Here is a 12971-nt window from a genome sequence, read left to right as displayed (position 1 = left end):
TCTTCGGCATTCATGATGGTTTTCATCCTCCCATCATGAACGGGGTGCAGGGCCTATGTCAGACTCATTTCATGTTAGAAACACGACCCTCCTACAGACTCATTTCATATTGGAAAAGACTGACCGTACCCCTTTTTTCGAGGTTGGCTGAATGTGGGGTGGATTACACGGGGCGCAATACCTGGTGGCGGATGTGCTCCACGCAGGGTCTAGCCGCTTCGCGGAACGTGGTCATATGGGGCACGCCCAGATGCTGCTGCAGTGCCGCCATATCGCTCCACGCCTCAACCACCGTGACCGTATTGGGACGCAGGTCGCCCTGGGTGGGCAAGCCCGAGGAAACATCGACCATGGCGTCATAAGCCAGGCACCCGCTTTCCGCTTTTACTTTGGGAATATTCTCACCGAGGAGAACCAGGAACGTGTCCACGCACTCCGGGCGCAGATCGACCGTCGTAATAACCTGAATAATTGTCCTGTCCTCGTGCAAACTAACCATCTAAAAATTGCGACCTCCCGTGCGGATCTTTCCGCCGGTGGAGCGTGGCGCGCCTAGTACTGTTTGTAGTCCGGTTTGCGCTTCTCGGCGAAGGCCGCCATCCCTTCTTTCTGGTCCGGCGTGGCAAACAGGCCATGGAACAGCCGGCGTTCGAGTTTCAAGCCGGGAATCAGCGGTGTTTCCGCCTGCTGGTTGACGGATTCCTTGCCTGCCATCACCGCCAGTCGCGGGTTGTTGCTGATCGCCGTCGCAATCCTGATCGCTTCGTCCAGGTGGGCGCCCTCTTCCACCACACTGGTGATCATGCCGATTCGCTCGGCTTCCTCTGCAGCTATGGTTGCTCCGGTAAGGATGTAATACATCGCCTTGGCCTTGCCCACGGCGCGCGCCAGGCGAGCGGGACCACCGGCGCCCGGGATCACGCCCAGGGTCACTTCCGGCAGCCCGAAAGTGGCGGTAGTGTCCGCGATAACCATATCGCACATCAGGCAAATCTCGGTGCCGCCACCAAACGCAAACCCTCTCACCGCGGCGATGACCGGTTTACGTAGTTCGGCAAGCTGGTCCATGTAGGCGGCAAGATCAGTCAGGTAGGCGTTTTCGAATTCCTGGGATGCTATCCACTTGAGGTCGGCGCCGGCACAGAATGCCTTGTCCCCGCCTGCGAGGACCATGCAGCCGATGCTGTGATCGGCATCGAACGCCAGCAAGGCATCGGTGACTTCACGGGCCACCTGCTCATTGAGCGCGTTCAGTGCTTCAGGACGGTTAATGGTGACGATGCCGACCCCACCCCTGCGCTCTACTGTCATATACTCGTAATCAGTCACTGCAGACCCTCCTCAAGGTAGCTAAATCAGGAATTCTTCCTTTTCACGTAGAGGACGTGCTCGGCATAACAGACCACTTCGTCGTTCTGGTTGAGCGTTTCCTTCGCTTCGATGATCAGTCCGTGACTGGGATCCTTGGGGGAATCCTCCCTGGACTTGACGGTCACCCTGACCCTGATCGTGTCACCGGCAAACACCAGGTTGGGATAACGAATCTTGTTATAGCCGTAGGACATTCCGTTGGGGTTCAGGCCCTCTGACTGGAGGCACAGGCCGGTACTGATCGAGAAGGTCATGTTCCCGTGGGCGAATGGCTTCTTGAACGGCTGCGTGGCGCACCATGCCGCATCGGTGTGATGGGGCATAAAGTCACCCGAATGCATCGCGTGAAACACGATGTCCGTCTCGGTAATGGTTCTGCCGCCAGTCTCGTAGCAATCACCGATCTCGAAGTCTTCAAAAAACTTGTGTTCATTTTCCATAGCATTTCTCACTGCTTGCACATTTAAATCTGGTGGGTCCCGGGTTACAGGTTCAGCCTGACAGGCCCACCGCTCCGGCCTCAGCCATCGCCTTGATGTCTTCTTCGCTGTAACCCAGCGCGGCCAGTTCAGTCAGGGTGTGTTCCCCCACAGCCGGCGGCTTACGGGGTTTAATCTTTTGTGTACCTTCGCTCTGGATTTGCATGGGGCTGTCGACCGTGCGGATACCTTCCGCCCCTTCGACTTCCGGGAAGCAGCCGTTGGCAATCATGTGCACGTCCCGGGTGCACTCCTCTGTGGTCTGCACCACGCTGAAGTTAACGCCAGAACTTTTCAGGCGCGCTTTCACCGTGGCAAGGTCGTTTGCAGCAACATATTCCTGTATCTCGCCAAACAGCTCACGGTGATTCTTCAGGCGCAGTTGGGGGGTGGAGAAGCGCTCGTCGTTCTTGAGCCGGTCGCCACCGAAAGCTTCAAGCAGCGTGCCGGCGTTGTTCGGATTGATTTCCACCACCATGATGTAACGGCCGTCGGCGGTCCTGTAGCGGCCGCCGGCAATCGGGTTCGGCCACTCTTCAAGGTGGAACTTCGGCATGGCCGGCACGCCGACCAGCGCCGCCTGCATCATGCAGGAGTTGGCCCAGAGGCCATTGTTCATCAAAGACGTTGAAACCTCGGAACCTTTGCCGGTACGCTCCCGATGGAACAAGGCTCCCATGACGGCGCCAGCCAGGGTCGAGGCGGTACCCAGGTCTCCCAGGCCTACCGGCTGAGCCACCGGCGCCCCGTCCCTGGGCCGCAGTTCTTCCGCCACGCCGGTCCGCGCGTACCATGCGGTCGCGTCGAAGCCGGGATCGTCTTTATCGGGGCCATCGAGACCAAAGCCGTTGATTGACGCAAAAACAATCTTCGGATTGATGGCCTTGATGTCCTCGTAGCTGTGGTTCAACGCCTGCTGGACAGGACGCGGCGAGTTGGTCAGGAAGACATCTGCGTCAGCGACCAGCTTGTTCAGCACCGCCTGCGCCTCCGGCTTTCTGAGGTTCAGCGCCACAGACTTCTTGCTGCGGTTCTGTATGAATGTGGTCCAGGGAATGTCGCTCGGTGGCAGACCGGGGGTCAGGTGACCGTAGCGCCAGGGGTCTCCGCTGAGCGGCTCAACCTTGATCACCTCCGCGCCGAGATCGGCGAGGATGACAGTCGCATTGGGCCCTGCCGCCATGGAGGCGACTTCAATCACTTTTATACCGTCCAGAATTCCAGCCATCTTTTTCTATCTCCCTGGGAATGTTCACACTTGCTTTAATCAACCATCCGTTGCGGTTTACCAGGCACGGATGCAATCCTTAATTGTCAACCTACAACACTGTCGCCGCCGCCATGGCACAGAGGGTGGCGAGCACCGGAATCACAACGGTGACCATCCCCACGTCCCGGTAGGCCTCCCTGTGGGTCAGGCCGGTAATGGATAACATGGCGACGATAGCGCCGCAGTGCGGTAGCGAATCGAAACCACCGCTGGCCATGGCGGCAATCCGGTGTATCGTTCCCGGTGCAATACCCATTTCCAGGTAAGCCGGCGCCATGGTCTGCATGAAAATCTGCAAGCCCCCGGAAGAGGAACCAGTAATCGCCGACACCACGCTGACCGAGGCAAACATGGACATCAGTGGCGGCAGCCCTGATTCCAGCATCAGCCGGGTGAAGCTCTCGAAACCGGCGGTGTGCGTCACCACGCCACCGAAGCCGATCACGGCGGCGGTATTGATCAACGGAAAGATGGCGTCGTTCACGCCCTGTCCCATTACTACCAGTGCATGCCTGCGCACCGGGCGGAACAGGGCCACGGCCAAGAGAGTTCCCATCAGCAGGGCAAAGCTGGGCCAGACGATGGGCTGGTCAACCGCGAAGCGAAGTAAGCGGAACGGCCATTCAGCGGAGGCCAGGGTTGTTTCGTCAATCGTCTGGGTGAGCAAGCGGGGCAGGACAATCGTCAGCAACACCAGCGCGAGCGGCAGAATCGCCCGCTGCCAGGGGGGATGGTCCTGGTCACCCTCGCCCGCACTCGACATCTGGTCCCTGGGACCGGGCACGAAGTGCTCGCCGTTTTCCGCCGCGAGGACCCGCTGGCGCTCGAGATACCACATGCCACCAGCAAACATGATGACTGCGCCCAGAATGCCCAGCAATCCACCGGCAAAGAGGTCGGTCTTCAGCGCCACCGCCGAAATCACGTTCTGTACAGACGGGGTCCCCGGCAGTGCCGATAGCGTGAAGGTGCCACCACCGAGGGCCAGCGCTGCACAAAACAGCCGTTTGGGTATATCGGCCTCCTGCAACAATCGCAGGCCCAGGGGATACATGGCAAAGATGACCACGAAGACCACGACACCACCATAGGTCAGCGCCGCGCATGACAGCGTTGTAATCCACAGTGCCCGGTGCGCCCCCATGCGTGCCACCAGTGCCAGCGCGATACTGGCGGCCGCGTGGCTCTCGCCCATGATGCGGCCGAACATGGCGCCGGCGATAAACAGCATGAAAAACTTACCGGCAAAGGTGAAAGCACCCAGCGGGCCAAAGGAGTAGTATTCAGTAATACCCTGGGCGATTGGCAGGCCGTTGGTGACAATCACCAGTAGCGAGCACAGCACGGCGGCAAATACGATTTCGACACCGCGCAGCGCCAGCCAGATCAGCAGCGCGACGCTGCCCAACAGACCGATATATTCCATTCGCCCGGTCTCCTAGCGAGACAGTTCTTTTGCCAAAGGCCGGAGAAATCGGGTCAGTGGCGAGGAATTGACCGTTGAAAAGTACGCAATAACAATCCCTTCTTCCGGCGAGACATACAGCCCCTGACCAAACAGGCCGCCTTTGAACATGCCGCCATCGGCGTAAACCGCATCCCACTGGCGCGAATTACCCACAGGGATCTCGCCAAGATAGGAAGAGAAGCGCTTGCCATCACCTTTCATGAACACGTCCTGTCCGTACTCCGGTGTGGCAATGCGTGCCATCGCCGCATCAGAGACAATCTGCCTGTCTGCCACCAGTGACCAGTAGGGTGTATATAGCAGGCCGTAGCGGGCAAGATCGCGCAGACGCGAGGACACGACGCCATGCGCCAGGGCCATGCCATCCGGTGCCAGGTGCATCTGCAGGGCACCCTCAGCACGGACGTGGGACCATACCCTGTCATCAAAGGCATCCGCCCAGGCCTGTCCGGTTACCGCCTCGGCAATGAACACCAGCATCTGGGTGATCCCTGAACTGTACTCAAATACCTCGCCGGCGGGGCCGGTTCGTGCTGCACCTCGCAATATGTCGCGGACCGTTTCCACCTCGCCGTTTTTGTAGGCCTCGTCGAACTCAGCAAGGTAATACCGGGTCGCGACGGAGTCGGGGTCCTGGCGGGTTTTCGGGCTGTCGTGGGTATCCGTTCCCGGCACCATGTTCATCAGCTCGACGATCTTGGTATCGCCCAGGGCGGTGCCGGCAAAATCCGGCAGGTACTTTTCAACCTTGTCGCTATCGCGCAGCCTGCCTTCGTCGATCAGTTGCTCGATAAGCAAAGCGGCGGTCGGCTTGGCTACTGATGCCCACAAGTGACTGTCTGCCGGACGCAAGCCCGGGTAGGTTTCATACACCACCTTGCCCTGGTGAATCACAATCATCGCCTTCGCCCCAGATCGAGGATCACTGATGGCTTCAGCCAGCGTCATCGTCCCCAGCTGGGTATCGGCGGTGACTTCAGCGAGCCTTTTGGCCCATTCACTCTCGTTCCGTTCGAATGTGTTGGCGGGCAGGCGGTTGGGAATCACTGCCGTGCGCATCACCCGTGAAATATTCTGGCTCCACCAGGAAGCGACTTCGCCGCCGCCCAGCAATCCCCAGTAATGGGCCTTGCTTGCATAGTCCCGGTCCTCCTCGAGAGAGAAACCATCGCGGGACTGGGTCACATCCAGGGCGACAGCGGTAATGGGAAGAAACGCCAGCAGGGAAAGAAAGACCGTTCTTATTAACATTGAGCAAATCCATAGTTACAGGCAGAAAATTTGGCCGACAGTATTGCTCCGGCGAGACCTTTGCGCTTGTTATGAATGGACACTGCAAGTAACGCCCGGCACCGGTGATGCGAAAAAGGCACCGAAACCTGTCGCTCAATGAATCGATAATGACGGTCTGTAATGGCCAACCCCGTCCACACCCCGATCCAATGGGTCAGGGCAGCAACAAGGCTGTCCACTCACAACAAGCATGTCCTGCCGTTACTCCCGATACTTCCACCGGGTGAAAACACCTGATGGCCTGATCGGCTCCGGCCGCCTGACCCATCAAGGTAAACATAATAGTTGTGCCGCAAGGCGCTAGTAGACAATGACACTAGAGAAATAATCCTGATGAAATCAATAAAGTGCAGTAGTACGACTAACTTCCTGTTGCGCGCGGCTATCAGCGGTGCCTTGTTCAGCACTGCGGCCACCGCGTCTGCGCAGGGAATGCTCGAAGAGGTTGTGGTGACAGCGCAAAAGCGCTCTGAGCGACTGATCGAAGTCCCCATCTCTATCACCACGCTGAGTTCCGAGACGCTTGAACAGAGCGGCGTGAAAGAGTTGAAAGAACTGGGAGACCTGACACCCAACCTCATGATCAGCCAGAGTTCCGACTTTAGCACCAACATCGTGATTCGTGGTGTCGGCGCCAACAGCCGTAATATTGGCTTTGACAGCCGTGTGGGGGTCTACCTCGACGGCGTTTACCTGGGACAATCACCGGCGGCCAACCAGGGCCTGGTGGACCTGGCCCAGGTAGAAGTACTGCGTGGCCCCCAGGGCACCCTGTTCGGGAAAAATACAGTGGCCGGCGCCATCAACCTGACATCCGTCAAGCCCGGCGATGAATTTGAGGGATCGGTAGGCGTCAATGTCGGCAACTACAACAATCTTGAGCTGAAAGGCTCGGCCAACATTCCCTTGACTGACTCTACTGCCGTAAAGGTCTATGGCAACAAAACCACCCGCGATGGTTACATTAAAAACGTATTCAATGGCGACAAAGTTAATGAAAGAGACGTGGTCTCTGGCCGGGTGCACCTGCGCACCGACTTTGACTCCGGGCTGGAAATGAATATCAGCGCCGATTACCTGGAGCAGGATCGAATGGGCTTTAACGGCGAGCCCCTGACCGATACGTTCGGCGCCTACAGACCGGCAGAGGGCGCGGACAAGTACGAAATTTCCCAGCAGACACTGCTCGAGGACAAGGAACTCAAAGGTGCCTCGCTGACTTTCGACTATGAACTGGACAGTGGTTACCTGTTGAAGTCCATCACCGCGCGCCGTGATAGCGAGATTACCTACGATGCGGACCCTGATTACGACAGTGCAGAGTTTCTGGGCGTGATCTACACCGACGCCTATGAGCAGACCACCCAGGAATTCCAGATAATCTCGCCCGACGGCTCGAGCTTCAAATATGTGGCGGGGCTTTACTATTACACCCAGGACAGCACCACGGACCGAGATGCCATTGCCGGCCTGGGCACGATTCTCTATCCTCCGCTGGGTATCGAAGTTCCCATCGCGGCCTTTGGTATAGACCCGACCATGAAAGTGGTAGATATTGACGGCGCAGTCGATACCGAGAGCTACGCAGTCTTTGCCAACGGTACTTACGACCTGACCGATCGCATCACCATCGGACTCGGCTTCCGCTACGGCGAAGAAACCAAGGATGTGGACTGGAGCATTGATGGCTCAAACTCCGGCGCCTTCAGAATTGCGACCACCCGCGTTAAGGACAGCCGTTCCGATACCAGCTTTGACCCCACGGCCAGCATCAATTACGCCGTGTTCGAGGACAGTTACATCTACGCCCGGGTTTCCACCGGTTCCAAGAGCGGTGGCTATAACCTGGACTTCATTAATGTCGACCAGATTGAAGCCGGCATTGAGTTTGACGAAGAGACCGTGACCAGCTACGAAGTAGGATACAAGGGCGAGTTCCCGGAGCAGAGCCTGCGTGTGGGTGTAGCGCTGTTCTACTCCGAGTTCGAGGACTACCAGGTTAACCAGTATGTCGATCTGGGCGGCGGCCGTACGGCCCTGTCTATCACCAACGCGGCCGAGGTCATTACCCAGGGCGTAGAAGTTGACCTGACTTACCAGCCCACGGTGAACCTGCAGCTGACCGCGGCCCTGGGATTGCTGGACGCCGAGTTCGACAGCTTCCCGGGTGGCGGCGCCGAGGGTGGTGACGCCTCCGGTAACAAATTGCCCTACGCGCCGGAACTGACCGCTTCCCTGGGAGCACAGTACTATTACCCGCTGCCGTCGATTGCGTCGAGCCTGCTGTTACGTGCGGACTACGCCTATACCGACGGCTACTACATCACCGCAAGCAACGACGACGGGCACACGCTTGTCGATGGATCCGAGGTTGCCTTTGGTAAAGTCGACAGCTATGGCACCGTCAGCGCACGCATCGGCCTGGTCAGTGATGCTGAAACCTGGGAAGTCTCCGTCTGGGGCCGTAACCTGACTGACAACGATTACCAGGACTACAGCTTCCGCGACTTTTTCGGCACCATTCTGGCTGGCTATGCCATGCCCAGAACTTACGGTATCGAAGCGAAGTACAAGTTCTGACAGGACCTCTGCTCGCCGGACGGGTCCGACCCTAATGTGTCGGGCCCAGGCGGGATTCGGGAAGCCTGGCGCACCTCCGGTGTGCCAGGCTTTTTCGGTTATGGCGATTCTGCCGCCGGCCCAACTGGCCCGATAACTACTGCATCGTGCGATGTACAGGCAGTCTATGCGCCGGAAAGCACAGTGCGAAAGCTAACCACAAGACTCACAGGTCGCGAAAACCACCGCGGTCTGCGCTGGCGGCGAATGCGGCGTAGGCCTTCAGCGCCCGGGTGACAACCCGGGTGCGCTCACCCTGGGGCTGCCATGCCTCAGCGGCTGGCAGGGCTTCCATCGCCGCCCGCCTCGCCGCCAGTTCCCCCTCGTCAACGGCAAGATTGATGCTACGTCCGGGGATATCGATCTCAATGGTGTCACCATCGTGCACCAGCGCGAGCGCACCGCCATTGGCCGCTTCCGGTGACACATGGCCGATGGACAGACCCGCCGTGGCACCCGAATAGCGCCCGTCAGTAATCAGGGCGCAGCTGTCGTCGACACCCTGGGCCTTGAGGCTCATGGTGGGCTTGAGCATTTCCTGCATGCCGGGCCCGCCCCTAGGACCCTCGTAGCGAATGATTACCGCCGTACCCGGCGCTATTTCGCCGTTATCAATGGCGTTCAGGGCAGTCTCCTGCTGATCGAAAACCCGGGCCGTGCCGCGCCAGCGATACATGTCTTCCCGGACCGCACCGGTTTTGACAATGCAGCCGTTTACTGCGATGTTACCGAACAGCACCGCCAGGCCGCCCTCTGCACTATAGGGGTGATCGATATCGCGGATGCACCCGTGCTCCCGGTCCAGGTCCATCTCCTCCCAGCGCGCATCCTGGCTGTAGGCTCGCACGGTCCGTTTCCCGCCGGGTGCGGCACAGTAAAAATGATGGACCTCGGGATCGCGGCTGCGCAGGTAATCCCATTTTGCCAGCACCTGCGCCAGCGGCATCCCGGTCACCGAGCCGACTCGGGTGTCGATATGCCCCGCGCGCTCCAGTTCACCGAGGATTGCCATGATGCCGCCGGCGCGGTGAACGTCCTCCATGTAATAGTTCTGGGTCGCGGGGGAGACCTTGCACAGGTGCGGTATCTGCCGCGACAGGGCATCGATATCCGCCATGGTGAAATCGACCTCCGCTTCCTGGGCCATGGCCAGCAGGTGAAGAATCGTATTGGTGGACCCGCCCATGGCGATATCCACCTTCATCGCATTGACAAAGGACTCCCGCGTGGCGATGTTGCGCGGCAGCACACTGGCGTCATCCTTTTGGTAATAGCGCCGGGTATTTTCCACCACCTGGCGCGCGGCGCGGACAAACAGTTCCCGGCGATCTGCGTGGGTGGCAAGCAGCGACCCGTTGCCCGGCAGGGCAAGGCCGAGCGCTTCCGCCAGGCAGTTCATGGAGTTGGCGGTAAACATGCCAGAGCAGGAACCACAGGTTGGGCAGGCGCTGGATTCCAGTTCTTCCATGTCGGTTCCGATCACGTTGGGATCAAATGCCGAGACATAGGTCTCGATGGGGTCCACCCGACGGGTGCCTTCAGGCTTGTCCAGCCGCCCCGCTTCCATCGGTCCGCCGGACACATACACCACCGGAATATTCAGGCGCAGGCCGGCCATCAGCATGCCGGGGGTAATCTTGTCGCAGTTGGAAATACAGATCAGGGCATCGACGCAGTGGGCGTTGCTCATGTATTCGATGCTGTCGGCAATGATCTCGCGGCTGGGCAGGCTGTATAACATGCCATCGTGGCCCATGGCGATGCCGTCATCCACGGCGATGGTGTTGAACTCGCGCGGGATGCCACCGGCTTCCCAGATCGCCTCGCAAACCAGGCGTCCCACCTCCTGCAGGTGGACATGCCCCGGCACGAATTCGGTGAACGAGTTGGCCACCGCGATCACCGGTTTGCCGAAATCCGTCGGCTTGACGCCGGCGGCCTGCCACAACGACCTGGCTGCTGCCGCCGACTTGCCCTGGGTAACTTTTGAAGAACGTAATGCTGGCATTTTCAGACCCTCCCCGGGTTAGGCAAAGGCTACCATCGTTGACCGCCTATAATCAGCCAATGGCGAGGCCGTCGCTTGATATCAGTGGCCCTGCCGATGGTCGATGCTTTTTATCCTCCTGTCCTGTCAAAACAAGCGGAACCGGCACAGAGGCGTAAGATTATGCCCTGACAGTTTAATAACGGAGAAGCATTATGGCCAATCGAGAAAAAGCACTGGAACTGCTGTGCCAGCGCGTTCTTAGCACCCGCGAACAGATAGGCGACGCCTGGGCACACAACGCCGACCCTGAAACGGGCAAGTGGAATACGGTAGAAACCGGTGACTGGGTCGACGGTCACTGGGTTGACATGCTGCGTATGACCGGTGAGTTGCTGGACCGCCCCGAGTTGATCGACGAGGCCTTCAGCCGCACCGAAAGCATTCGCTACAAACTGGAACTGGATGACATGTTCCGGGGCCACCGCTTCGCCTATTCCGCCGCGCGACTGCACGCGGCAACCGGCGACGAGCACATGCGCACCCTGGCACTGGCAGCGGCCTGGGCCCTGCGCTCCAGCGCCAACAAGGGCAATGGCGCCATGCCGGTAGGCACCCAGTGCCAGGTACTGGGAGCCGTCGAGTTTTCCGATGAAGTGGCCAAGGGCGCCCTGTCACGCAACACAATTTGTGTGGATAACGTGCACCCTCCCCTGATCCTGGACTGGTGGGCCTGGAAGCAAACCGGTGACGACACCTTCCGGATTGGAGCCGAGCGCATGCTCAAGGTGCAGGAAGAGCACTTTATTCGCGAGGACGGCTCCACCATCGAGAACATCATGTTCAACTGGGAAACCGGTGAACTTATTGCCGAGATTCCCACCCTGCTCGGTTATGCGGACGACTCCTGCTGGACCCGCGGTCAGGCCTGGGCCATCGCCGGCAACCTGTGGGGCTACGAGCACACCCGCAACACCCACTACCTGGAAGTGGCAGGCAAGCTGTTTGATTACTGGTGGGACCGGGTCGGCGCCGACATTCCGCCCTGGGATTTCAATGACCCGGACCCGGATGCGCCGCTGGATTCATCGTCTTCAGCCATCGTCTGTTCGGCCCTGGCCCGCCTTGCGGTACTGGATCCCTTACCCGAGGAAGCCAAGCCCTTTACCGAGCGCCTCGAGCCCATGCTGGACAGCCTGTGCAAGCGCCTGACCCCCGTGGACGACCAGGATGAGCGCCCGGTGGGCATGCTCCTGGACGGCTGCATGAACGGCAGAAAGCAGGTAGCGCACAGAAACGAGCTGATCTGGGGCGACTTCTACCTGATGGAAGCCCTGTACTGCCTGGAAAAGGGCGGGCTCGCCAGCTAAGTGCAGCAGCTTACCCGGCAACCCGGGACGCGGAGAGACTGCTCTTACGCGCTTCCGGGTTTCACCGTCTCCCGCCACACGGCCGGCGACATCTTGTGACGGGTCTTGAAGGCATGGGAAAAGCTGCTCAATTCACTGAATCCCAGGATATCGGCAATCGTCGTCAGCGGGATTTCAGAATCCTTCAGATAGCGCTCGGCCATATCCAGTCGCACTTCCGCCTTTAACTCGCGAAAGGTAGCGCCGTGGGCGTTCAGCGCCCGTTGCAGAGCCTTCGGGTGCATGGACAACACCTCGGCTATTGCGCTTTGGGTACAGGCCGGGGTGTGCATGCGCTGCTCGATCAGCACTTTCATGCGCGAACAGATATCTTCCTGGCGCTCGTACTCGTCCTCCAGTGCCTGCACTTGCCTGCTTATCTGTTCGTACAGGCTACTGTTGTGATCCGATATCTTCCCCGACAGGTCAGACGCGGGAAATACGATGGAGTTGAATTCCCGATTGAAGGCCACTTCAACCCCAAAGAACCGGTTGTAGAGGTGCTGACCCTCCGGCGTCGGATGGATAAACCCCACGGACGACGGCCGCCAGTGCTTGCCACAGAGCGCTTTCAAAATACCGACCACGGAGCAGGTACTGTACACCCCCCACTGGAAGGTGGGCACTTCAGTAGCAACCCTGTCAGTGCGGGTGAGCCAGGCTCGATCGCCCTCCACGTCCAGCTGCCAGGACATGCCGCGATTGTGCAGGTGCAAGTGTTTTACCGCCGCCTTTACCCCCTCTCCCACGTCAGGGGAATGGGCCACCAGGGGCCACAGCACGCCGATTTGATAAAGTTTTCTTTTTTCGCCCATCATCAGCCCGAAGTCCGGGCGGCGAAGCTGCCTGGCGGCGATATCCAGCAGTTCGCAGGCGCTTTCGCAGGGTACCAGGTGATCCGGATTGGCCAGCAGCTTTGAGCTCAGGCCCACCCGTCGATAAAAGGGCTCCGGGGCAGCACCCAGTTCCCGCACAAGCGCGTCAAAGCCCGCCAGGACCTCGCTGCGCACCAGATGAACTTCACTGCTCATAGTCTTATTATTCGCCCGTAAGCCGGCAGATAGGGGCGGATAGT

Annotated in this window: 10 protein-coding genes; 2 read left to right on the top strand and 8 right to left on the bottom strand. The window is 59.2% G+C overall.

Annotation, left to right across the window (positions count from 1 at the left end):
• Positions 1 to 163 precede the first annotated feature (163 nt).
• From DWB85_RS07805 to DWB85_RS07780, 6 genes are all read right to left on the bottom strand, one after another.
• A complete protein-coding gene (locus DWB85_RS07805) occupies positions 164 to 499 on the bottom strand; it encodes a putative quinol monooxygenase (RefSeq protein WP_117953653.1) in 336 nt (111 codons plus the stop codon).
• A gap of 53 nt (positions 500 to 552) precedes the next feature.
• On the bottom strand, positions 553 to 1329 hold the full coding sequence (locus tag DWB85_RS07800) for an enoyl-CoA hydratase-related protein (protein WP_205422683.1): 777 nt from the start codon (positions 1327 to 1329) through the stop codon (positions 553 to 555).
• Positions 1330 to 1355: 26 nt separating this feature from the next.
• On the bottom strand, positions 1356 to 1811 hold the full coding sequence (locus DWB85_RS07795; protein ID WP_117953652.1) for a MaoC family dehydratase: 456 nt from the start codon (positions 1809 to 1811) through the stop codon (positions 1356 to 1358).
• 52 nt (positions 1812 to 1863) lie between these two features.
• Positions 1864 to 3078 carry a CaiB/BaiF CoA transferase family protein gene (locus tag DWB85_RS07790; RefSeq protein WP_117953651.1) on the bottom strand — a complete coding sequence of 405 codons (1215 nt, stop codon included), beginning with the start codon at positions 3076 to 3078 and terminating at the stop codon, positions 1864 to 1866.
• Between the two features lie 91 nt (positions 3079 to 3169).
• Positions 3170 to 4546 carry a GntP family permease gene (locus DWB85_RS07785; protein ID WP_117953650.1) on the bottom strand — a complete coding sequence of 459 codons (1377 nt, stop codon included), beginning with the start codon at positions 4544 to 4546 and terminating at the stop codon, positions 3170 to 3172.
• Positions 4547 to 4558: 12 nt separating this feature from the next.
• On the bottom strand, positions 4559 to 5839 hold the full coding sequence (locus tag DWB85_RS07780; protein ID WP_117953649.1) for a serine hydrolase domain-containing protein: 1281 nt from the start codon (positions 5837 to 5839) through the stop codon (positions 4559 to 4561).
• A gap of 375 nt (positions 5840 to 6214) precedes the next feature.
• Here DWB85_RS07780 and DWB85_RS07775 point away from each other — a divergent pair, with 375 nt between their 5' ends.
• Positions 6215 to 8461, top strand: coding sequence for a TonB-dependent receptor (locus DWB85_RS07775; RefSeq protein ID WP_117953648.1), 2247 nt, complete (start codon positions 6215 to 6217; stop codon positions 8459 to 8461).
• A gap of 205 nt (positions 8462 to 8666) precedes the next feature.
• On the opposite strand, the gene ilvD is transcribed toward DWB85_RS07775, so the two are convergent.
• Complete coding sequence (gene ilvD / locus DWB85_RS07770; protein ID WP_117953647.1) at positions 8667 to 10508, bottom strand: dihydroxy-acid dehydratase; 1842 nt, start codon at positions 10506 to 10508, stop codon at positions 8667 to 8669.
• 194 nt (positions 10509 to 10702) lie between these two features.
• Between ilvD and DWB85_RS07765 the strand changes: the two genes are divergently transcribed.
• Positions 10703 to 11857 (top strand): hypothetical protein, encoded by a 1155-nt coding sequence (locus DWB85_RS07765; protein WP_117953646.1) that lies wholly within the window; start codon positions 10703 to 10705, stop codon positions 11855 to 11857.
• 44 nt (positions 11858 to 11901) lie between these two features.
• On the opposite strand, the gene DWB85_RS07760 is transcribed toward DWB85_RS07765, so the two are convergent.
• Positions 11902 to 12927 (bottom strand): AraC family transcriptional regulator, encoded by a 1026-nt coding sequence (locus DWB85_RS07760; RefSeq protein ID WP_117953645.1) that lies wholly within the window; start codon positions 12925 to 12927, stop codon positions 11902 to 11904.
• Positions 12928 to 12971: the final 44 nt, after the last annotated feature.

The sequence above is a fragment of the Seongchinamella sediminis genome (assembly GCF_003457605.1).
Taxonomy (GTDB): domain Bacteria; phylum Pseudomonadota; class Gammaproteobacteria; order Pseudomonadales; family Halieaceae; genus Halioglobus; species Halioglobus sediminis.
The sequence above is the reverse complement of the archived record's forward strand: the minus strand, read 5'-3'. Positions and strand labels throughout refer to the sequence as shown.

Excerpts from the sequence above, each read along its gene's own strand:
- DWB85_RS07805 (WP_117953653.1), bottom strand. The coding sequence starts at position 499 with ATGGTTAGTTTGCACGAGGACAGGACAATTATTCAGGTTATTACGACG.
- DWB85_RS07795 (WP_117953652.1), bottom strand. The coding sequence starts at position 1,811 with ATGGAAAATGAACACAAGTTTTTTGAAGACTTCGAGATCGGTGATTGC.
- DWB85_RS07790 (WP_117953651.1), bottom strand. The coding sequence starts at position 3,078 with ATGGCTGGAATTCTGGACGGTATAAAAGTGATTGAAGTCGCCTCCATG.
- DWB85_RS07785 (WP_117953650.1), bottom strand. The coding sequence starts at position 4,546 with ATGGAATATATCGGTCTGTTGGGCAGCGTCGCGCTGCTGATCTGGCTG.
- DWB85_RS07780 (WP_117953649.1), bottom strand. The coding sequence starts at position 5,839 with ATGTTAATAAGAACGGTCTTTCTTTCCCTGCTGGCGTTTCTTCCCATT.
- DWB85_RS07775 (WP_117953648.1), top strand. The coding sequence starts at position 6,215 with ATGAAATCAATAAAGTGCAGTAGTACGACTAACTTCCTGTTGCGCGCG.
- ilvD (WP_117953647.1), bottom strand. The coding sequence starts at position 10,508 with ATGCCAGCATTACGTTCTTCAAAAGTTACCCAGGGCAAGTCGGCGGCA.
- DWB85_RS07765 (WP_117953646.1), top strand. The coding sequence starts at position 10,703 with ATGGCCAATCGAGAAAAAGCACTGGAACTGCTGTGCCAGCGCGTTCTT.
- DWB85_RS07760 (WP_117953645.1), bottom strand. The coding sequence starts at position 12,927 with ATGAGCAGTGAAGTTCATCTGGTGCGCAGCGAGGTCCTGGCGGGCTTT.